Raw genomic sequence first — 22,787 nt, 5'->3', positions numbered from 1 at the left:
GGATTCCATACTTATGGAATTTCGGTATTTATGACAGAAATTAAGCAATGCTTTGCTCACGCACAGACTTGGCTGGTTGCCAAACGCCTTCGATCTGCAGCATGCGTCTTATGTTTGGGACGCCAAATTCTCTGCGCCGGATGGTGCCTACGAGGATGTCAACCGCCGCCTTTCCGATGTCGCGTGAATTTTCATTGATGCCCGCGAGATCCTTCATCTGCCTTTGGTAAAAGAATGTGGCTACGCCGACATCACGGGGCGCCTGCACGTCGATCTCCTTCAGGCTATCCAGTATGAAGTTAGCGCCTTCTTTCATTATGGCCAGTGCGTCCGGCTGATGTTTGCGATACCAGGTATGCAATGCGCGCATAGATTTCTCATTCTGCGCTTCCAGGTACAGTGTGGGAATTTGCTTTTGGAGGCCAGAACTCACCGTTTTCATCTCAACGCCATGGCCCGATAGGCGAAAGTTCAGCTTGGTTGATTCTTTCTCGCTCACCATTAGAACCACTGCGATGCGACGGTAGCCGAGCGTATGCAGATTGTTGACGATCTCAATGCTGTTCTGATAATGATTGGGACTCACGGAATGAAATCGCGGTTCCGTAACCGACCAACCAAAAGTGACGACCGCAAATCGCTCCCAGTCGAGCTTTAGCGCTGGCCCAGCGTGTAACAGCGGCGGCAGGACAACACCCTCGATCCCGCGATGGTAAAGAATGTTGGATAGCCGTTGCTGTGTGATTGAGTCGGTATCGACTTCGAAAACTTCCAGGTTGTAGCCATGCTGTGTGGCCTGTTCTAGGGCGCCTTCTCTGTAGAGATTCCAAACCGAATCTTCATAATAGTCTAAATTGTAAACTACTGGGTCGCACAACCAAGCCAGTGTGCCGCGGTAATTTGTTTGCCGCATGTTGTCGCGGTAAGACGCCAAGGCTGTCAGCATGGGATCTTTACGATAGCCGAGGTCGCGCGATATTTTTAATATCTTCTCCCGCGTTTCTTCGTTTACGCGGGGATCGCCACGTAAAGCTAGGCTAATGGTTGATTGGTTCAGTCCGGTGGCTTCGGCGATGTCTTTTTGGGTAACGTGGGGCTGCATTTTAAGAAAGTAAGTGAGGTAGTTGTCAGGATGCCTCCTGTTTCATCGCAGATATTTGAAGAAAAACACAAGTGAATCAATCGCAATCCATATGTATGCATTCCCAAGCGCATGGACATACCTGCCATTCGCGCCATGCTCATATCTGTATCGAACGATACGCATTCAAACCCAACCCCTCAAATCAACACCTATAAGACTCGTTATGAATAACAAAGCATTGTACCTCAGCCTCTCCACGCTATCACTGGCAACCCTCTGCCAAGCCCAATGGGCGCCCTTGGTGTCCGATAACTTCGATGAATACGATTTTGGCGATCAGCCAGGAACGAACACTCAGGGCATCACTTGGCAAAACAGCAACGGCGCTTCCAAAACAACGAGCAACCAACTCGTCACTGACGAAACTGGCGGCGTCACTGGCACTGGTGTCACTCTTCCCGCCAATAGTGCAGGCACGGGCAATGCGCTCTATTATTTCGATGGCGATAGCGGTGTCTCTCGCAATGGCATTAACTTTAGCGCCACCGATGAGACTTACGAAGTCGCGCGCGTCGATTTCGATTTCAGTTTCGTCGCTGTTGATTCTTTGAACTCAGCTGGGTTTGGCAATGTCTCCATCAATAACCCAAACAACTCGGCGACCGGCAGTGACACCAACCGTGCAGTCACTATTAATCTGCATTATAATGGCCGGGTGAGCTGGTCTGGTGGCGGCATCGATCTGACTGACCCGACTGGCAGTCATTCTATGTCGATCGTGGCCAACGGCGGAGATTCTTCCTACAGCTATGACGCCTTGGACGGCAGTGGCTCTATTTCACTGGCTTCCAAAAGTTTCGACGTCTATATCGATGGCGATTTGTTTGGGACATCGGTTGCCTTTGATACGGATCTGCCCTTAGGCCGCTTTGGTTTCACTTCATTCTCCACTCCCACTGGCGCCGAATTCATGATCGATAATCTGGAAACGTTTACCGCCGTTCCAGAACCTGCTGAATCAGCCGCTTATGCTGCTGCCGTCGCTTTGTTGTTCTGCATCTTTTTACGTCGCCGCTCTTCTTAATCCCGGGCAGGGGGTCCGGGTTTGAATAAATTGGCGTCACCGTAACAGCTGTTTCGGTGGCGCCATTCCCGTTTCCCTTTATTTCGAGCCGATGCTTTTCGTTAACGCAGGGTCGTTGACGGCGGGCCTGTTGTATCCATTTAACGCCAATTTTCAATGAACACGAACGATCGACCAAACATAGTCTTCATGATGGCGGATCAGCTCCGCTGGGACTTTTTAGGCTATGCCGGAGCTGATTTTCTCCAAACCCCCAATATCGACCGACTGGCCAGCGAAAGCACCTGCTATACGCGCGCTTATTCACAACATCCATTATGCGTGCCCGCACGCGCGGCCTTGATTACCAGCATGCACGGGCTGACTACAGGCGTGCTTACGAATGGGCAATGGATTCGGCCGGACTACGCAGAGCAAGGCATCCGCACTTGGCCAGAGCGGTTAAATGAATTGGGCTACCACACTGCTGGCGTCGGCAAGATGCACTTTTATCCGTGGAATGAAAGCATGGGCTACCAGCATCGCTCCGTCACCGAGGACAAGCGCTGGCCTTACATACAGGACGACTATTACCAGTATCTTTGTGGTAAAGGTTCGCGCAAATACACGGGCTTCGATCACGAAGGCTACCTGGAAAACAAAGGCGCGATTATCAGCCGCAACCCTTGGGAAGATTCTTGGGATCACTTTGTCGGGGCCGAAGCCGTCGACTATATTTATCAGCGTGAGAAGGAAAAGCCTTTCGCCATGATGGTTGGTTTCACTGGCCCTCATTGTCCCTATGATCCGAACGAAGAATTTATTGCGGACATCGATCCGGCGAAGATTCCTGATCCGGCGCCAAGCGTTCCTGAAGATTGCCCATTAGTTAAAAAGGCGAACCATGAAGGCAATCTCTTCCCGTGGAATGGCGTCGATCATCGCGATTGGACCGATGAGCATAAACGTAAAGTGCGACAACACTACGCAGGCCTTATCCAGCAGATTGACCGCGAGGTGGGAGACATTATCGCGGCGCTCGAACGAACTGGGCGACTGGACAACACCGTTATCATTTTCACCAGTGACCACGGCGATTATGTGGGCGACCACGACATGGCCGGCAAGGGCACATACTACGAGGGCAGTTGCCATATTCCGATGCTCGTACGCGATCCATCGGCCCCCGTGCGCCAAATGTGCGATCAACTGGTGACGCTAACGGATGTAACCGCCACCATGCTTACTTATGCAGGGGCTGAGTTGCCCGAATTCACCGAAAGCATCCCGCTGCCTATGTTGCCATATTTAGGGGAGGGGCGTCCCGATCTCCCAGAGCGCGACTCTGTGCTTGGTTGGCTGTCAAACGCTAGCATGTATCTCAAAGGATCGTGGAAATACGCCAAATATAGCACTGGAGAGTTCACGCTCTTCAACCTTGATGACGATCCACTCGAGCAGCAGAATCGCATACATGATCCCGAGTGTGCTCACATCGCATTGGAGTGCGAGCAAGCCATGACGCAACTAGCACTGCCCATGATTTTCGCTGGTCATCACGACAAGGTAGTCGATACCTCCAATACCCTTTGGCAGAGCGAGGAATTTGGCAGTGGCGATTTCGTGCGCACCTATCCGATGCCGTTGGGCGCGAATTCAGCTTCGAAAACTCCGCAGAAAGATCCGCGATGAAAGGCCTTGCTTGGTTATCTCTCCTGCTGACAGGCGCTTGCTTTGTTTGTGCGACTTCGCCGAACCCGCCCAATGTGCTTTTCATGGCGGTAGATGATATGAACGATTGGGTGGGACCGCTGGAAGACGATGAGGCGGCGCTTACCCCCAATATGGATAAACTGGCGGCCAGCGGCGAGCTCTTCACGCGGGCTTATTGCGCTTCGCCAGCGTGCAATCCATCGCGCGCAGCGATCTTAACGGGCTTTAGCGCGTCCACAACCGGTATTTATTTGAATGACCAACCGTGGCGAAAAAACATGCCGGATGTCGTTACGCTGCCACAGCTTTTTCGACAAAACGGCTATCGCTCCACGGGCCTCGGTAAAATCTATCACAACCGTTATAACGGTGACAAAGCCTCGTGGGACAGCTACCAAAGCTTTGGTCATGGCATTTGGCCCAAGGAGCCGGTCGATCCAGAATTCCCGGTAAAAGGACAATACGATTGGGGGCCGGTTGACGCTCCAGACAATGCCTTTGGCGACTACAATTGCGCGACGGCTGCCGTTGAATTTTTATCCCAGCCGCAGCAGACGCCGTTCTTTTTAGCGGTTGGGTTTATCCGTCCACACTTGCCTTTTTTTTGCCCGCCCCGCTTTTTTGAATTGTATCCCGATGACGAGATCGTCCACCCGCAGATAAACGAAAAGGATTGGGACGATCTCCCGGCCTCGGGCGTTACGACTGCCCAAAAGTTCTCCGGCCCTGGCTACAACAAAGTGAAAGCGCTCGATGGCGGCATGGACCGCATCTTGAAGGCTTACCGTGCTTGCATTTCATTTACAGACGAGCAGGTTGGTCGTGTTTTGGATGCTTTGCAAACCAGCCCCTATGCCGATAACACTATCGTTGTGCTATGGAGTGATCATGGGTTTCATCTCGGCGAAAAACTGCGCTTCAGCAAATACACGTTGTGGGAAGAAAGCACCCGTGTGCTGCTTGTCTTTCGCGTACCTGGTGTGACGAAACCAGGCACGGTCAGCACGCGTACCGTAAGCTTACAGGATCTATATCCTACGCTGGCGGAGTTGTGCAACTTGCAGAACGTGCCACCGGTCGAAGGACGAAGTTTGGCGCCGCTGTTGGAATCACCCAATCTGGAATGGCCTTACCCGGCTGTGACCACAAATTTCATGGGCAACCACGCGGTCCGTTCGGAAGATTGGCGTTACATTCGTTATCAAGATGGCGGTGAAGAGCTCTATGATCATCGCAGTGACGCAAATGAATGGACGAACTTGGCGCAAGATCCGCAATTCGCTTCGGTTATTGCTGATTTATCCCAGTGGCTCCCTAAGCACGACGCCCCCAACGCGCTCCGCGAAGAAGACTACAAGCGCGCCCAATAGAGCCCTTATAATAGCTTGTCAGTTGCCTCAAGGGCTCCCCTGAGCTTTGGCGCTGAAGCCAGGTTTGAGGAGGTGGCTGTGGTGATTAGCTATTCTAAAATAAGATTCGTCCAGAATTAATAAAATAGCCGGCCGCAGAGTCTGTAATTGAGTCACGATCTCGTCTTTGTAAGCTCATCTAATGTATGGGCGAGGGATTGTATAAGCATTACTTCTGCATGGTTCTTGGCATGCTTGCGGCCTTCATTAGTAGTTTTAGCCAAGCACAGACCACTGAATCGCGTGTTTTAGCGACATTGGCCGCCGACGCCATTGAGCCAATGTTGACACAGGCTGCTGATTGCGCGTCTCAGTTACATGGGGGCGTTGTGCGACTATGTGCCAACCCCACGGAATCAACTTTACGTGAAGCGCGCGAGGAATGGAAGCAAGCTTATCTTGCTTGGAACCGGGCGGCGGTCTTTCGCTTTGGACCAGTCGCGATATTGGATCGGAAGATCAATCGTTGGGCGGTGAACGATGTTGTGCTGGATGCAGCTGTGGAATCACAGGGGTTGGATCACTTGCTTACTCAAGCTGAGCAACGTGGTTTTGCGGCTTTGGAGTACTTGCTTTTTGCTCCGGATAATGTGTCGGCGGCGACTACGCCTGGTCGATGCGCCCACCTCTTAGCCATTTCGGCGGAAATCGATCATTGTGCAACCGAAGCTCAGCAACTGTGGAGCGATGGCTTTGCGGCAGAGTTTATCGCGGCTGGTGATGGTGAGCCGTTCCTGACAACTTCGGATGCGCTCAGCATAATTTATGTGAGGCTGCTCAACGTGACGGAGCATCTTTTACTGGATCAAATTGGGTTGCCCAGTGCTTTTTTTAAAGGTGCAGCAACGCCGGAAAATCTGCCTGCGTGGCGTAGCGAGTCGACAATTGTTGGTATGCAGGCTGCCATCGACGGTGTTCAGTTGGCGCTGCTCGGCAACAGGAGCGACAGCTTGCTCAACCTCGTCGCGACGCAGGATGGGTTGGTGGAAAAATGTGATCCCGCGTTGGCGACAGCTATTCGCAAACAGTTGAACAAAATCCAGAATGCTCTCGCCAAGCTGCAGCAAAGCTCAACTCCGATTGATCAGCAATTGAAGAAAGATCCTACAACGCTGAAGGATTTGTATGGTCAACTGAACAAGCTTCAGAAGCAACTGATCGAGGGCTCTCTCGTACTCGAGCTCGATGTTTACACCGGTAAGCAGCCCACTTTCGCCAGTGGAGGGAATCCATAAGCAGCTCTTCCTACGGGCAATTTACGATGAACCAGCGACACCCTGAATGAGAGGATATGAAACTTAAAACCATCAGTCTCATCTGTTTGTTAACCGCTGCCTTATTTGCAGCTTTGGCTGCTGCCTTGGCCTACCGAAATCCCAGAGTCCAGCAATACTTCCGTGCGCATAACGCCAAGGTCGCCATAGCCGATTATGTCGATAACGCGGTTCTGAAATCGCTCGAACAATTGTCCACCGACACAGAGCAGCTCTGCATTGCTGCGGGCAATTTGGCGTCTCGGCCTACGCAGGTGAATCTGGACGTAACCGCAACGGCCTGGCGTCAAGCACACGCATCCTGGAATGCGACTGCAGCTTGTCAGTTCGGTCCCGCCACGCAGTATGATTTTCATAAGCGGATCGCAACCTGGCCCTTCGAGAAAATTCTCGCCGAGGAGCTGATCACCAGGGTGGAACGCGGCGAGCGTCAACTGGATGGCCGCTATTTGCGCGAGCAGGAGTTTGCTGGGTTACGGGGGTTTTATGCGTTGCAATATCTGCTATATCGCGATGGGGCGCTGCGTGACGTCAGTGATTTTTCACGAGCAGAGTTGATGTATCTAAGCGCGGTTGCTGAAGCGTTGTTCCAAGACACGCTTGATTTCGAGGCAGCTTGGCGTGGCACGGAAAACCTCTCAGTGCGTAAACGCGCTGTCTTGGAAAATGCAGGTATTGCAGCCCGCGTCGCCTATGCCGATGAGCTGCGTTATCCGGGCACGGCAGGTAGTCGTTATGCATCGACGTCGATTTCTCTACAGGAGGTTTTTCAGGACATCATTGGGGTATTTGAAGACCTCGCGCCACAGATCGGTGAGTATCCGGAGGCGACTAGTCTGGAAGCCATGGCATATTGGGACAGCCTGGACCCGCATGCCGACATGTTGAATCAACTTCAAAGCGCGGAAAACGCCTATCTCGGTGGTGTTGAAGGTTCGCGCGCACATTCCATTTCAGAGCTGGTTGCCGCACATGAACCAGTGCTCGATCGACTCATCAAAATATCCTTTGCCCACACGGCCTATCGCATCGAGTCGCTGAAAGCCACCCAAGCAAAAAGCGAAGCGGAATATGCTTTGGACGTGCGCATTGCTGAGGCCGAGCTGGAAAAACTCACCGCGCGCATCAGCTTGGCGATTCCCTGGGTCATTCTCGATCCGGCGGTCGAACCATATGCCGCCTATGTCCAATAATACTAAACTGCCCAACGAGACTTCCTCATGACTGACCAAGGACATTGCTTGAAAAACATTTTCTGGATCTGGTGCATCGGGGCGGTGGGCGTTGTTAGTTTGAGCTACGAGATGAGCGCACATCCTAGTATTACGGCTACGCCCCCAGGAATTTCAGAAGAGTATTATACTGGCGGTAAGCAGGGCACGGTGTTTAACACGACTTCACGATGCTTGGAAATGCCTGCGCCAGCGGTTGACGCGAATCCCAAACTCGCCGAACAATTTGCCGAGGGGGAAGCCATTTTTGAAGCTGACTTTGTTGTCGATCCAAGCGCGCCCTTTGGCGGGCTGGGGCCAATTTACATCAACAACTCCTGCCGCAACTGCCATCCGAACTATGGTCGTGGGCGCCGCGTGGATAAATTCACGGAGCAGTTTGGCAATAGCTATACGGCCTTTGTCCACGACTCCAAAGGCAAGCTGATCAACGGCTACTTATTCATGCTACAAACGAAGGCTACGCCGCCTTACGAACCGCTTGCCAAGGGGCTCGATATTCAATGGCGCGACTTCGTTGACGAGTATGGCAACAAGTTTCCGGATGGCGCGCCTTACAATGAAGGCACACTCTACGAGGGCACGCTCATTTACCCGGAGGTCGACATCATTGACCCGTTGTTGCCACTGCCGGAAGACTATCAAGTCAGCATCGAGGGAACCATTGGTCTTTATGGCACGGGTCTGCTGGACGCCATTCCTGATGCAGACATCATTGCCGAGTATGAGCGACAACAAGCAGCGCCTGGTATGGTCAAAGGAAAGCATGGGCCGTGGGTCACCGAGCCTTTCGATGGCCAGCAGCACTTGGGCAAATTTACTTGGCACAGCCGCCGCGCGACCTTGCAGAATGGCCCCGGTTTCAATGGCATCTGGAACGTTCCAAATATTACGCGCTCGGATCGCGATAAGCTGTTTGCTTCGCAAGAGTGGATCGAGAAGCAAGCCGAGCTAGGGCACGACATCAGCCAGCTCACCGCCAAGCAACCGGTGGAGCTCGGTGAGGATGATTTGGAAAATCTCAAGGTTTGGTTTACCGGTCTGGCGGTTCCCGCTGCTCGCAATCTCAACGACCCACAAGTGCAGCGCGGCAAACAGATTTTTCATGCGGCGAATTGCATCGCTTGCCATAAGCCGAATTGGACGACGGGGAAATCAGATACCATACCGGGCTACGCGAATCAAAAGATTTGGCCATACACGGACCTGTTAATGCACGATATGGGCAAGGCCAATTGCCGCGCTTGCCACCAAGCCGAACCCGTCAAATGCAAGACCTACACCGTGCCTGCGCTTGCGGAAATCGAGCCCATTGACGACGCCCTGATGGATGACCGCTGGGCGCTGAATCACGGAGTCAAAGCCATGAACCACGGCATCGAAGAGCATTTTCGCACGCCGCCGTTATGGGCGCGCGGCTTGATGAAAACTGCAGTGGACCACACCGACATGTGGCACGATTTACGAGCGCGCAATTTTGAGGAAGCGATACTTTGGCACTACGGCGAGGGGCTCTCTGCGCGTGAGGCTTATCGCAATCTCAGCAAGGAAGACCGCGAGGCTGTCATCGCTTTCTTGAAAGCAATTTAGGGGGGGGACAAGGAGCATGGATTACGCAAATTATCAGATAAAAGGCTCGCACTTGGAGACATCCCGCTTTGCGCAAAACGGAGCGGAAGAAATTCACTTGGTCGTGAAGCCAGCTGTGGGCGGCAGCTTTAGCCAGCAGGTACAGCACATCATCGATGCGCAAAACGCGTTTCTGGACGGCGAAGGAATTCCGCGTGAGGCGGTAGTCTTCTGTCGCTTTTTTGTCAGTGATTACGCCAACCAATACCAGGCTTTGGAAACCATTCGTGAGCTGGTGCGGGACAGCAAAAATCGCTTCGCCTTGTCGATCATTCAGCAGCCGCCGCTTTCGGCGCACAAGGTGATTGCGTGGTCCTACATCATCCACGATGGCCAGCGTGATCAGACGCCGCCGGACATTCTTTCGGATTCGGATTTAATCATCCGTCGTGGCGGCTATGAACACCTTTGGAGCACGCATCGTTGTTCCTGCAATGGCGTGGTTGATTCTGCGGGGCAGACGGACAAGATCCTTCGCGATTACAATCAGCTGTTGGAGAGCAATGGGTTTTCGATGAAGGATGATTGCATCCGCACATGGTTTTACGTGAAGGACATCGACTACCATTACCAAGGCGTCGTCGAGGCCCGCAAAGACATGTTTACCGGACTCGGTATGACGCCCGATACGCATTACATCGCCAGCACTGGCATCGAGGGACGCAACGCCTGCGCTAAGACGAATGTGCTGCTCGACGCCTATTCGGTTCGTGGGCTCCGCGATGGGCAAATTCGTTTTCTGACCGCCCCGGATAACCTCAATCCAACTCACGAATATGGCGTTACGTTTGAGCGCGGTGTGAGCGTGGATTACGGTGACCGCCGACACGTGCTGATCTCCGGAACGGCGAGTATCAACAACAAGGGCGAGATTTTGCACGTCAATGACGTAGCAAAACAAACAGCGCGCGCCATGGTCAACATCGAGGCCTTGTTGGCGGATGCGGACTTTACCATGTGTGATGTCGCGCACCTGATCGTTTACCTGCGCGACATTTCTGATTCGGGCGTGGTTCAGGATTATTTGGATGAGCATTATCCGGTGATTCCCAAGGTTTACGTGCTGGCCCCGGTCTGTCGTCCCGGTTGGTTGGTGGAAATCGAGTGTATGGGAATCAAGGCAGTCGAAAATAGCTCCTACGCCTACTTCTAGAAAGCGCCAGACATTGCTTACATACGTGACTCGCTGAGTAGCTGCGGTAATCCGGAGCATTAGCTCGGGGTGTATATGCTCAATCGTCTGCTTATGCGATTGAGTCGCAGTAATGGGCGTGCCTACGCTGGCTCTTTGTATTGATATGCCTTGGCCGCCCGCCCGTCGATGAAAGCTTCCAGTCAGCCAGTATCTACGCCGCAGCTATCTGTTTTTCGTAAGCGAAACGGCTTCGTGCGCGTTGCGATGTACCTGGCGATGATCGTTAGCTTGAGCGTGTTCGTGGTCACGGTTTACCACAGCTTTTGGAAAGCCAAGACGGGTTATGGCGATGACTGGGAAAGCCTGGCGATTCTTGATGGCAAGCATCCGGATTCTCTGACTGGAGGCGACCTCACGCATTTTAAGTTTGGGAATATCTCCTTTGAGCAGGAGCCTTACAATTTGCATTGGAAATTGTCGGCACAGTTCGATGGCGGCGACGGCGTTTTTGAGCGACCTTTCTCCGAAGCCAAGTCTTTCAACGATGGTCATTACGCCGATGGGCTTGGCCCGCTCTACAACGCCAAGTCTTGCGAGGCTTGCCATGTTGCCGATGGGCGTTCGGCAGCGCCGTCTAATGAGCGCGGGTTCGAAGGCTTTCTGTTGCGCGTGAGTGTCCCGGGTAAGGGGAGACATGGCGGCCCCAAGCATCACCCGGTTTACGGTGGGCAGCTTGCGGATAACGCCAATGAGGGGCACCAGCCGGAAGTGAAAATCGCCATGCGCTACGAAGAGCTTCCGGGGATGTATCCGGACGGAACCGCATACACGCTGCGTAAGCCCATCTACGACCTGACCGAAACCAACTACGGTCCACTTGGCGATGAAGCAATGATCTCGCCGCGCATCGCCCCCAGCATGATTGGCATGGGCTTGCTCGACGCGATCACCCCGGCTGAAATCATTGCCTATGCGGACCCGAATGATGCGAACAACGATGGCATCTCAGGCAAAGTGAACTGGGTTTGGGATATTGAAGCCAAAGAAATGGCCGTGGGTAAATATGGCTGGAAGGCGGAGACGCCAAACCTGCGACAACAAGCAGCAGACGCCGCCGTGAATGACATTGGCATCAGCAGCTCGCTCTTTCCGGATCAATCTTGTGGTGACGAGCAGGATGCCTGCCGTGATGCGCTTCATGGAACGGTTGGCGACGCCTTCGAGATTATGGAGAAGGAGCTCAACGAAGTGGTGACCTACCTCGAGTTTCTGGCCGTGCCGGCTCGCGATCCTGTTGACCACCCCAAGGCGCAACGCGGTGAAAAGCTATTCGTGGAAATGAATTGCGTGGCTTGCCACAAGCAAACCTGGACGACCGGCAACGACCACCGTCAATGGCGTCTTCGCAATCAAAAGATTCATCCCTACACCGACTTGCTGCTTCACGACATGGGTGAGGGGCTCGCCGATCATCGACCGACCTATGACGCGACGGGTTCGGAATGGCGGACCCCGCCGCTGTGGGGCATCGGCATGACAGAACGCGTCAACGGCCACACGGATTTTCTCCACGATGGCCGCGCCCGTAATTTGGAAGAAGCCATTCTTTGGCACGATGGTGAAGCGCGCACTGCGAAGGAGTCATTCAAGCACTTGAGCAAAGGTGATCGCGAAGCAGTCTTAGCGTTCTTGCGGACCTTGTAAGGCGTGGAATGTGCTCGCGGTAAACAGTAATGAAATCCATAACCCAAGGTCATGAAAAGCGGTTTGGTCATCTACTCTGCACAACTCGATAAGTTAATGCGTTTTTATGGAGAGGTGTTTGGCCTCGAATTGAAGGAGCATGATCGCGGGTATGCGCTACTGGAAGACGATGACTTCGAACTCGTCATCCTTGAAACGGAGACAGCGCGTTCTTTGGGCGTAAACAGCGAAGGAATCCCATCCCCCCGGGATGCGACCGCAATCAAGCCCGCGTTTTTCATCTCCACAAGTTTAGCGGACATCAGCGCTCAAGTAAAAGCGTATGGTGGGGGCTTGCATGCGCCGAAGGATTGGACTTTCGGAGGCCGCTGGGTATGCGATGCCTGGGATTGCGAAGGCAACATCTTCCAACTGCGCGGCGAACTCTGAAATGGGCTCGATACACAACGAAAGTTCTGAAAGACACTTTTAAAGAACGGTAACGGGCTGTTCACTTCCTTTGAAAATCGCTTTAAGCTTCATTCAATGCTCACTCGATTTTGTCTATATGGCTTTTTCAAAAACCAACAGTACTTCGAGCCGTTTTTCTATCTAGCCTTGCTGGCGCAAGGGTTGGACTTTTTTCAAATCGGGATTCTGTTTGGGGCAAAGGCGCTTCTGGTCAATCTGTTTGAAATCCCGACCGGCGCCATTGCAGACAGTATGGGGCGGCGGAATTCGCTGATCTTCTCGCATGTCGCCTACTGCGTGTCGTTCATCCTGTTTGCGGTCGCAGGCAGTCTGCCGTTCTATCTGGTGGGCATGTTGTTTTATGCGATTGGCGAGGCCTTCCGTAGTGGCACGCATAAGTCCGTTATCTTCTCCTGGTTGAAAGAGCAGGGGCGGGAGCAAGAGAAGACGCAGGTCTATGGAGTTACTCGGAGTTGGTCAAAGCTGGGCAGCGCACTCTGCGCGGTGGTGGCGGCAATTATCGTCTTTATCACCGAAGCCTACGTGTGGCTGTTTTGGCTGAGTTGCTTACCGATCTTGCTCAACATTTACAATTTCCTCGGCTACCCGAATGATCAGCCAAAGCGAAGTGAAAACGCAATTGGGCAGAAGTATGCGCAAGTTTACCAAACATTGCGCACTGGCTTGCTGAACTGCGCCCGTAGCCGACGACTGCGCGGATTATTGATGGAGGGCATGCTTTTTGAAGGAGCCTACAAATCGACCAAGGATTATGTTCAACCGTTGATTTTGCAGGCGGCGCTGGGGCTTGCCTTGCTCTCTGCTTTAAACGATATCCAGCGCGTGGCGGTTTACATTGGAGTGGTTTACGCAATTATTTTCCTGATATCGAGCTTGGCGTCGCGGTGCTCCGGGTTGGTCCTTGAGCGGCTGGGCGGAGAGTCACGGGCGTCAAACTTTCTCTGGGGGTTGGACTTACTCGCCTATCTATTCATCGGGGTGGGGGTGCTGACGGGCTATTTCAATGTGGGCATTGCCGGTTTTCTCATATTGACGGTGTTGCAAAACATTTGGCGTCCGATTCTGGTTAGCCGCATTGCGGATGGGCAGGATGAGCAGGTGCTCGCCACTATCCTGAGCACGGAGTCGCAAACCCGGTCACTATTCGTTGCGATTACCGCGCCTGCGCTTGGCTATGTGATTGATCTATTGGAAAATCAGAACATCGCATTGTTACCGATTGCCGTTCTGGGAATCATTGTCTGCCTCTGGGGGTTACTGCTCGCGAGAGGCAGTGATGTGAAACCGGAGTCGCTAGCCTGATCCTTACTGGGCCACAACCGCCTGTTGTTTTTCTGACCACTTGAGCCAAAGCCAGCCTGCGGGAATCGCGGCGAGAATGAGGGCTTGGCCGATCATGGTTTCCCTGGTCGGGAAGATGCCCAGCCAACTGACCATCGGCCAGCCATCGAGCCGCGTGGTCTGCACCAGGCTGCCTACTTGTAGCTCCAGAATTCCCTGTCCGGTAAAGACAAACGCCATCGCAAACAGAAGCACCGCCGTTGAGCCAAAAAACAGACTGATTGGCAGCTTGATGGATGCAACGCGGACAACGAAATAAACTGCGACCAAGCCGACTGCGGCAATCGCCATTCCGATCCACACCGAATTGTTCTGCTCTCCTGAGCCAGCCATCAGCGCCTGATAGAACAGGATGGTCTCGGCGCCTTCGCGAAACACCGCGAGAAAAGCCACCAATCCAAGCGCAAACATACTGCCGCCGCTGATGGCCTGATCCATACTTTTCTTTACGAAGGCCTGCCAGCGGTCAGCGTCCCGTTTGGCCGTCAACCAGTAGCTGACATAGACCAGCACCAACGCGGCGATCAGCATGGTGACGCCTTCGATGACTTCCTGGTTCGCGCCGCTCGCCTGGATCACGGAAGTTAGCAGCCACGCTGCAGCAACGCTCGCAATCAGCGCCAGCCCGCAGCTCCACCAGATAACCTTCACCTTGTCGGAGTAGCCGGAGCGCCGTAGATAGGCCACCAGCGCAGCCACGACGAGCATTGCTTCAATGCCTTCACGGAACAGGATGAGGAACGACTGAACGACGCGCCCCCAGAAGCTCGGCGCTTCTTCGCCACTGGAGTAGTGCTGAACCGCATAGTCCATGTCGACCTTCATCTGCTTCCAGGTTGCTTCAATGCTTTCCTTGGGCTCGCTGCGCATGCATTGGCTGATGATCAGGCTGAAACCGGACTCGATTTTTAACATCGCGTTAGAACTCTTCAGGTTCAGCGTGAACTCCATGCCGCTGCCTTCGAATACATCAAAGTAGAGGCGGGAAAACTCGTTACCAGTCGCGGTCGCGGTTGCCGGGGAATATACCGCCATTGCAGCATCACCGCGTTCGACAATCGCCGCAACGACTGGCCCGTAATTCTCGGTCAGCCCTTGCTCCGCGCATAAAGCCAAAGGCGCTAGCAGGATCGTGATGAATAATGTGGCGATTGTTTTCATAATCAAAGTTCAGGACATCGCGACGAAGCGCTCGACTTGTCGTTTGAAGTTACTGATGGCTTCAGGTGAGTGCTCGCTGCCGTAGCGAATGTCGATGTAGCGCCCGATGATATCGTTGAGCGCGTCGGCTAGTTCGGGTTTCTCCTGGCAAGCTCGTCGTTGGAAACTGCGCGGGCATTCTTGTGGAGTCTTGGTCAGTCCGAGCTTTTGCAGGCGGTCGCAGAATTGCCCCCACGCCTTCGTGACAGGCTCCTGGCGTGGGCGTCCTCGCAGCCAAGCAATCAAGAGATAGAGGCTGAGTAGTCCAGCCATGCCGAGCGCGCCGCCGATTAGCAAGTCCATCCAGTTGCCTCCTTCGAGGCCGACGCCTTGCAATATGTCCATCTGACGATCCGGGTCGTATTGGATCACCCATTTTTGCAAGCCGCCGAGTAGGGAGGCAAAATCCGGTAGTTCCCAAGGCGGCGCAGCTTGTTCTTTGGCGACGGCAACAGGCTTGGGCGTGGTGGTTGACTGCTCTGGCTGCGGGGCGTCGAAGCCTTCAGGCGTTTCGATTTTCACCTCAGCGACTTCTGCTGGTTGCTCTTGCTTATCCTCGGTTGGCTTCTTGTCCGGCGGCAGCACAATGTCTTTCGGATCGGCCCGCAACCAGCCTTTGCCTTCGTGCCAGACTTCCGCCCAGACGTGCGCATCCGAACGTTTCACGATGACAAAGTTCGTCAGCGCAATGATGGTCCCGCCGCGATAGCCGCTGACCAGCCGGGCCGGGACGCCGGAAGCGCGCAGCAGCATGACGAAGCTGCCAGCAAGGTATTCGGCGCCCCCACGCTTTTCATCGAAGAAATAACGATCCAGCAAATCGGGTCCCGGTTCTAGTAGATGCCCGGCGTCAAATTGATAGTCACTGGCGCGGAGCAAGCTGAAAATCTGCACAACCAGCTCTTCGGAATCTGCATACTTCGCCGCCAGTTCGGCGCCGAGCTGGCGCAGTCGGGGGTTTGTTTCCCCGGGCCAAGCCAACGCTCTGGCGCGTTGCTCATCCGTCAGTTCGGAGCCGATGTGGTAATCTAGATACGCCAGCATCGGGAACTTGGGCTCCTGATCATCAATGGTGCGAATGCTCAGGAGCTGGAAATCTTCCGAGATAAACGCCTCGGGCGCTGGCGCCGCCGGGACATCCAGCCCGTAAAGCCAGCGGCCACCGTTGGGCATCACGCGGATGGTGTAGCGCACCGGGTTATCGCTCCAGCGCAGCTCTCGGTCGAGGTCCTCCTTGGAACGAATTGCATGGCGTAGGAGACGGTTTCGATTATCCCAGCCATCGGGCAAGTTCCAGTTTTCGCCGTCAAAATCGTAGAACACTGGACCGCGCCAATACAGACGACTTTTAAACGGTACAGCGCCCTTAAACTCAGCCACGAGAACATTTTGATCATCCTTGCTGGCGTCACTCGTGGCGCCGGGCGCGAGCGTAGTTTCTTTGCCGTAGTCGCCATCGCCGCGATCCATCAGCGCTTTCACTGGCAATCCGAAAGCCAGGCCAATATCCCAGAGTGGTCCCGGTATTCGTGGAAACGTCAGAAAGAGCAGCAGCATGATGGGCAATGCCAGCACCACCAACTGACCGGCAAATCGTAGCGCAAACAGCCGACTGAGAATTGACGGATCGCCATGAATTGCCACGAGGCTGACGGTCAATGCGAAGATAACCACCAGCATGTGTAGGAGGCTCCACAGGTTTTCCCAATAGAGCGCCCCAATACAGGCGAGGATGACCGCCGCAAAAATCAGCAGTAAGTAATCGCGACGGCTGCGTGACTCTGCCCACTTTAAAAACACCACGGAGATAAAAAAGCTGAGCACCGCCTGACCGCTGAAGAATCCGGTGAAGCTGAACCAAATGCCCAGCACCGTCGAACCGAGTAGAGCAGCGCCCACTGCTTTGCCATACCAGCTTCGTCGCAGCGGCCTGATGTAATGCAGCACCACGCCGGTTGTAGCCACGGCAGCGACCCAGATTGGCAGCGTCAACAAACTTGGCAATGCGGCGAGAGCCAGTGTTAACAACACCCAGCTTTGATACTGCTTCACTCGCTTGCCTCCTTCCCACTATAAAGGGCCAGCGCGCGCAGACACTCGCGTTGATGTGGGTCTTCGTTGCCGGGTTCAATGATTAAGCCGGGCAACTCCAGGCCATATTCGCGACCTTGAGCATGCGCATCCAACACCCAGCGGCAAAGTTGCGATAGCTTGGCCTCCACTCCGGAGGCTTGGACATCGTCCCAGCGAAGCCACAGCGCAGGCTGGCCTTGAGCGCCGTCAAATTGCTTGGTGTAGAGCTCGTCAAAACGCGCCATGGCTTTCCAGTGAATGTGCGACAGCGGGTCACCGGGAGCATAACGGCGCATGTCGGTGAAAGAGCCGGACTCTGCGCGTAAGTGTGCTTGCTGTCCTTTGGGCCGGTCGTTGATTGGCTGTGCGCCCATGGGCTTGGGGTAGACGAGGCATTCCGGCAAATCATCCGTTGTCAGTTTCGCTCGAAAGATTCCCAACGGATAACAACTGCTGAGCATCGCATGCTCTGCCGCGATAACGCCACGTTGCTCCGTTGGTCGTTCGAACAAAAGTTCTTCCTGAGCCTGAGGCGGTAAGTGTTGCTCTTTGCCGACTCCATTTGCCACTGCCTGAAATCCATAGCGAAAGCTCCGCGTACGGTTTTCCACGCCGAGTCGATAGGCTGCGGTTTGCCCGGCGAAGACTGGCTCGCATCGCCAGTCCGCCAGCGTGAGCCCACGCAAATTAGTCCAGGTAAATCGGGCGCCGACCAAAGCAATGCCCACCAGCAAAAAGCTCATCGCGAAAATGAGATTGTTGCTGAAATTGATGGACATCAAAAACAGGCAAAGAATGAGTCCAAGGAAACTCCAGCCCGCAGCAGTCAGTTGCAAACGTAGTTTGCCCGCGGCTGCTGTTGATCTGCTCAAGGGCAGCTTCAGGCTCAGCAAACTTTTTGCTCCGGCGGCCATGGCTTGGTTACTCCACGTTTACCTTTGAGAGAATTTCGTCGCCAATGCGTTCGGCGGACATGCGACCGGCCACTGGCGCCAGTCGATGGCCGACCACCCAAGGCAGCACGACTTGTATGTCGCCTGGGAGTAGCTTGTCCTCGCCATGCAATAGCGCCCATGCCTGCGATGCGCGAAGCAATCCCAAGCCCGCACGCGAGGAAAGACCATGGACGAAGAGGTCGGAGCTGCGGGTGAATTCTAAAATGCGCTGCAGGTAATCGAGGACGGCGTCGCTCAGCGTAACCTGCTCGACCTGCTGTTGGAGGCTGACCAACGTAAAGGGTTCCAGCACCGGTTTTAAATCGTCCAGCATGCGACGGCGGTCTTCTCCTCGAAACAGCGCGATCTCCGCTTCGCGGTTGGGATAGCCCATCGAGATGCACATCAGAAAACGATCAAGCTGGGACTCGGGCAGCGGGAACGTGCCAATCTGCTCGGATGGATTTTGGGTCGCGATGACAAAGAACGGTTCGGGCAAATTACGGGGCGTTCCTTCCACACTGACTTGCCGTTCTTCCATGGCCTCCAGCAGCGCGCTTTGGCATTTCGGCGTGGCGCGATTGATCTCGTCTGCAAGTAACAGCTGAGAAAATACCGGTCCCTCATTGTAAACGAACTCACCCTTGTTACGGTCGTAGATTGAACAGCCAATGATATCGCCGGGCAATAAATCACTGGTGAATTGCACGCGTTGATACTGGAGCCCAAGTGCGCCGCCCAAGGCGTGGGCAAGGACGGTTTTGCCCATGCCCGGCAGGTCTTCGATGAGCAAGTGTCCCCGTGCTAGCAGGCAGGCGAGCGAAAGCTTCACTTGCTGTTCTTTGTCCAGAACGATTTCGTTGAGCCGCTTAAGTAGAGGCTCGATTGTTACTTGCTTTGGTAATTCGACGGCTTCCATTTTGGTTCTCTCCCCTACTAATGATTATTCCTTCTGCATGTGGCGTTCGAGAAAACGCCCGACCGGCTGTTCTTCGTTTTTCTGATTGAATCGCTCGATGGGCGAAGTCAGGTCCACGCCCAGTTCTTCCAACACAACACCGGAAGCGATATGTTCCTCGCCGGGAATTGCTAACACGTGAGGCTGAATCAGAACGATCAGTTCCTCATGGTTAACTTGTTCGGTTTTATCACTGAAGAGCATACCGAGTAACGGGATGTCCTTGAGCACAGGCACCCCAGTTTCATTCAAGACAGTTTCTTCCTTCACAAGGCCGCCGAGAATCACGAGTGACTTATCGTTCGCCACCAAAGTGCTGGTAACCGTTTGCTGGTCGACGTCCTGTACGGTTAGATTCAAGTCTGTCCCATTGCTTGAGGTCCCGTAATTAATGGTGCGCAGGTTCGGATCGATTTCAGAGCGTTCCTGCAGAATACGTAGCGTGATTGTACGGTCGGCGTGTACGCGTGGAGTAATCAGCAACGAAAGTCCAATGTTGCGCTCAACCAATGTTGGCGTTGGTTCGGTTGTGCTCTCTACTCCCTGTGATATTGTGGTTTGGCCCGGCTCCACTTGGTCCAGAAACTGGGCGTTCTTCCCAACGAACACATTGGCGGCTTCATTATCAGCAACCAACAGTGTCGGGTTTGCCAACTGCCGTACATTATCGTTCTTTGCTTCTAGTTTCGCACGGAGTTTTATGTCGTTCGACACGAAGGCAAAGACGGGCGCACCGGTGGTGTAAGTCGCCAGATTCTGAGAAATGGATTGGATTGCTCCGTCGGCAAAGCCAGTGTTGAACCCGCCTTCTTCGATCAGCCATTCAACGCCGGTTTCCATGCTATCATCCAGTGTTACCGCCAGAACCGTAACCTTGAGCAAGACTTGGCCACGTGGCTTATCCATTGACTCTATCGCGGCTTTGACTGCTTGAACCGCGTCGCGATCACTGGAGCGAATCAGCAGCGTGTTGATTTCTGGCAATGCTGATAAATACACCAAGGCAATCGGCGCTGCGTCGTTGATATACCCTTCGGATAACCGCTCGCGCATTTGTGTGTCGATGACTTCTTGTCGCTGAATGATCGATTCGATCTGTTGCCGATCATTGCCAGAATTATAGTTCGATCCGCTATTCGAACCATAGTTGGAAGAGCGCGATGAATTGTTCCGGGAATTGTTGCGACTGTTGGAGCTGTTAGAGTTATAGCTGCTATTATTGTTTGAGCCCGAGCCGGAACCATCGCTTTGTACACTGAACTGGCTGCGCTCGGCAAGTAGGTCCATGCGATCCATGGCGCTCTCTAAACGTTCCATGGGATCATAATCTCTTTCGTTCGGACGTTGCCAAACGATGCGATCTCGGAAGAGCCCTTTGAGGGTGTCCCCAACATCGTAAACGGAGGGATATTTAACCGTTACGGTTTCGACGTAATCCGCAGAATAAAAGGTCTGCGACGCCAAGTGCTGTTGGAGCGTGGATATGATCAACACACCTTCCGGCGAAACATTGAGCCAGAGGTCATGCGCGCGGCACATCGCCTGCAAGCCAACTTGCAACGAGACGCCGGTGAAGTAGCAGGATACCTCTGTGCCCGAGGCTTGCGGCGTACAAACGACTGGCAGCCCTGAGACTGTGCTGATTAAGCGGACTGCTTCACCTAGAGATTCCGCGCGTAAACTCAGGCACTCGATGCGCTGATTGAGGCGGGGGTCTTCTGCCTGGGCCTTGCCCCCAGCAAGCGCTAGCGCCACTACAGCTAAAAACAAAGATTTGGAAATTCGCATGATGCTATCGGATGGTAATGTGTTCTTCCGGGCGCGTTTTGGGCGCCACGATGATGCTGTTGGGCTGGATATCCACCACGAGCAAGTAGCGTTGATCGGAGACTTTTACGTTGCGGCTTTTTGCCGCCGCTTTGAGTGGCAACGGGATTAAGTCTCCAACGCGAACGATGTCGCGCACGCCATCCTTTCCACCCGCTTGCACAATTGCGCTGGGCGGATAGCCCTCCATGATAAAAATGCCCTTCAACTCGAGCTCGCCAAAGTTTGATTCGTTATCGGATGAAGATACGACCGGGTAGATCGGATCACCAATATGCTGGTACGAAGACTGGAAAGGGTCTCGCATCGGCTGTGGCTTCGTTGGCGTTGGTTTAGCCGTTTCCTCCGTAGTCGGATGACTTTCGGCAGCAGATGTATCGCCAGTCGTTGGCGTCACATCAGCGTGTATTTGAACCATGGCCAACTGGCATGACAGCATCAGCAACGCGATTGGCAAACGTCGCGTGACGCAGGTTTGGGTTATCAAATCATGCATAACTTACATTCCTCCTTTGGAGACGGACATAACCGCCTGAAACATTGAAAAATACACAAAGCCGACGAGGCCACCGACAATCAGGATTAACACCGGTTCAATCATGGCGGACATCAGCTTTACCTTGGCCGCTAACTCATTCTGGTAATACTGCCCCAGGTCTTCCATGACCACGTCGAGCTCGCCGCTTTTTTCACCAACAGCCGCCATGTGCCGCATCATCAGCGGGAAATGTGGCTGCTCGAAAGAGCGCGACAGTGCACGGCCTACAAGTAATTCGTCAGCGGCTTTCACGAAGCTCTCGCGGATTGCCAAGTTGCCTGCAGCTTGGCCATTGATGCGTAGTGATTCCAGGGCAGGCAGGCCACTGCGCAGGAGCAGGGACAGGCTCCAACCGGCTTGCGCCATGGCGCTGTATTGAATCGCTGTGCCGACTAAGGGTAATCTTAGGAATATTCGATCGATGACCTGTTTGCCTGCTTCAAAGGTGTAGGCCGCAAAAATCAGAAAGATAACGATGCCAATGAACGGTCCCAGCACCCTGCCGTAGTGCAAAGTCCAGTCACCAATATCCAGGAGTAGTTGTGTTGAGTTTGGCAGCGAAACATTACGCACTTCCAGAAAGGTGGCAAAGCGAGGGATGACCCAAATGACGAGGCCGGTCACTACGGCGAGTGAGGTCATCAACACGATCATCGGGTAGAATAGCGCACTGAGGAGTTGGCGCTTCAATTCCTTAGTTCGTTCGAGGTTCTCCGCGAGGCGAATGAGTATCGCGTCGAGATTCCCGCTTCGTTCACCGATTGCGATCAGATTCACCACAAGCGGCGAGAACAGTCGCTTGTCCACCGCCATACTGGCGGATAGGCTGGAGCCAGATTGAATCCGCTCGCTCATCTGATCAATGGCGCGTATTAGCCGGGCCTTGGACTGCATGGTTTTGGCCGCTTTGAGCGCCTGCAATACGGTGTAGCCCGCACGCAGCATCAGGGAAAGTTGCCGAAAGAAAATCACCAAATCCCCCGTCATGACGGGAAGCCACCGCTGAGGGGCTAAGCCGCCAAGCAGCTTACTGATCGTGCTTCCATGCGTTTGGGGATCACCTGCGGACTCCCTGATTTCGAGCACAAAAATAGATTGTTGCCGCAGGCGCAGCACTGCGTCTTTTTCGTTATCGGCTTCGATCCGACCGTTAGCTGGTTTCCCTTGGGCATCCAAGGCTTTGTATTGAAATTGCGCCATA

Annotated in this window: 18 protein-coding genes; 10 read left to right on the top strand and 8 right to left on the bottom strand. The window is 53.9% G+C overall.

Going from position 1 to position 22,787, the window contains the following annotated elements:
* Positions 1-40 precede the first annotated feature (40 nt).
* The gene (locus RBB63_RS18345; protein ID WP_309386469.1) at positions 41-1,102 is read right to left on the bottom strand and encodes a LacI family DNA-binding transcriptional regulator; all 1,062 of its coding nucleotides are present in this window, start codon (positions 1,100-1,102) and stop codon (positions 41-43) included.
* Between the two features lie 205 nt (positions 1,103-1,307).
* Here RBB63_RS18345 and RBB63_RS18340 point away from each other — a divergent pair, with 205 nt between their 5' ends.
* The 10 genes from RBB63_RS18340 (at position 1,308) to RBB63_RS18295 (ending at position 14,016) form a co-directional block, all read left to right on the top strand.
* Positions 1,308-2,168 (top strand): hypothetical protein, encoded by an 861-nt coding sequence (locus RBB63_RS18340; RefSeq protein WP_309386468.1) that lies wholly within the window; start codon positions 1,308-1,310, stop codon positions 2,166-2,168.
* Positions 2,169-2,324: 156 nt separating this feature from the next.
* Positions 2,325-3,839, top strand: a complete 1,515-nt coding sequence (locus tag RBB63_RS18335; protein ID WP_309386467.1) for a sulfatase family protein — start codon at positions 2,325-2,327, stop codon at positions 3,837-3,839.
* On the top strand, positions 3,836-5,230 hold the full coding sequence (locus RBB63_RS18330) for a sulfatase (RefSeq protein WP_309386466.1): 1,395 nt from the start codon (positions 3,836-3,838) through the stop codon (positions 5,228-5,230). Before RBB63_RS18335 ends, RBB63_RS18330 begins: the two co-directional genes overlap by 4 nt.
* Positions 5,231-5,460: 230 nt before the next feature.
* Entirely contained in the window at positions 5,461-6,504 is a 1,044-nt protein-coding gene (locus tag RBB63_RS18325; protein WP_309386465.1) for an imelysin family protein, read from the top strand.
* 56 nt (positions 6,505-6,560) lie between these two features.
* Positions 6,561-7,736, top strand: coding sequence for an imelysin family protein (locus RBB63_RS18320; RefSeq protein WP_309386464.1), 1,176 nt, complete (start codon positions 6,561-6,563; stop codon positions 7,734-7,736).
* Positions 7,737-7,763: 27 nt separating this feature from the next.
* On the top strand, positions 7,764-9,365 hold the full coding sequence (locus RBB63_RS18315; protein WP_309386463.1) for a di-heme oxidoredictase family protein: 1,602 nt from the start codon (positions 7,764-7,766) through the stop codon (positions 9,363-9,365).
* Between the two features lie 16 nt (positions 9,366-9,381).
* Positions 9,382-10,557 carry a Rid family hydrolase gene (locus RBB63_RS18310; RefSeq protein ID WP_309386462.1) on the top strand — a complete coding sequence of 392 codons (1,176 nt, stop codon included), beginning with the start codon at positions 9,382-9,384 and terminating at the stop codon, positions 10,555-10,557.
* Between the two features lie 168 nt (positions 10,558-10,725).
* Positions 10,726-12,243 carry a di-heme oxidoreductase family protein gene (locus RBB63_RS18305; RefSeq protein ID WP_309386461.1) on the top strand — a complete coding sequence of 506 codons (1,518 nt, stop codon included), beginning with the start codon at positions 10,726-10,728 and terminating at the stop codon, positions 12,241-12,243.
* Positions 12,244-12,294: 51 nt separating this feature from the next.
* Entirely contained in the window at positions 12,295-12,672 is a 378-nt protein-coding gene (locus RBB63_RS18300; RefSeq protein ID WP_309386460.1) for a VOC family protein, read from the top strand.
* Between the two features lie 96 nt (positions 12,673-12,768).
* Complete coding sequence (locus RBB63_RS18295; protein WP_309386459.1) at positions 12,769-14,016, top strand: MFS transporter; 1,248 nt, start codon at positions 12,769-12,771, stop codon at positions 14,014-14,016.
* A 3-nt stretch (positions 14,017-14,019) separates the two neighbouring features.
* On the opposite strand, the gene RBB63_RS18290 is transcribed toward RBB63_RS18295, so the two are convergent.
* Genes RBB63_RS18290 through RBB63_RS18260 form a run of 7 tightly spaced genes read right to left on the bottom strand, consistent with a single transcriptional unit; the run spans position 14,020 to position 22,786 of the window.
* Entirely contained in the window at positions 14,020-15,216 is a 1,197-nt protein-coding gene (locus RBB63_RS18290) for an FTR1 family iron permease (RefSeq protein WP_309386457.1), read from the bottom strand.
* A gap of 9 nt (positions 15,217-15,225) precedes the next feature.
* On the bottom strand, positions 15,226-17,307 hold the full coding sequence (locus tag RBB63_RS18285) for a transglutaminase TgpA family protein (RefSeq protein ID WP_309386456.1): 2,082 nt from the start codon (positions 17,305-17,307) through the stop codon (positions 15,226-15,228).
* Entirely contained in the window at positions 17,304-18,242 is a 939-nt protein-coding gene (locus tag RBB63_RS18280) for a DUF58 domain-containing protein (protein WP_309386455.1), read from the bottom strand. Before RBB63_RS18280 ends, RBB63_RS18285 begins: the two co-directional genes overlap by 4 nt.
* A gap of 7 nt (positions 18,243-18,249) precedes the next feature.
* Entirely contained in the window at positions 18,250-19,182 is a 933-nt protein-coding gene (locus RBB63_RS18275) for an AAA family ATPase (protein WP_309386454.1), read from the bottom strand.
* Positions 19,183-19,206: 24 nt separating this feature from the next.
* A complete protein-coding gene (locus RBB63_RS18270; protein ID WP_309386453.1) occupies positions 19,207-21,009 on the bottom strand; it encodes a type II secretion system protein GspD in 1,803 nt (600 codons plus the stop codon).
* Positions 21,010-21,013: 4 nt separating this feature from the next.
* Positions 21,014-21,544: a hypothetical protein gene (locus tag RBB63_RS18265; RefSeq protein WP_309386452.1), complete on the bottom strand. Its 531-nt coding sequence runs from the start codon at positions 21,542-21,544 to the stop codon at positions 21,014-21,016.
* Between the two features lie 3 nt (positions 21,545-21,547).
* The gene (locus RBB63_RS18260; RefSeq protein ID WP_309386451.1) at positions 21,548-22,786 is read right to left on the bottom strand and encodes a type II secretion system F family protein; all 1,239 of its coding nucleotides are present in this window, start codon (positions 22,784-22,786) and stop codon (positions 21,548-21,550) included.
* Between the last annotated feature and the right edge of the window lies 1 nt (position 22,787).

This window comes from Cerasicoccus frondis (genome assembly GCA_031296915.1).
GTDB classification, from domain to species: domain Bacteria; phylum Verrucomicrobiota; class Verrucomicrobiia; order Opitutales; family Cerasicoccaceae; genus Cerasicoccus; species Cerasicoccus frondis.
This window is presented reverse-complemented; position numbering and strand designations above follow the sequence as displayed.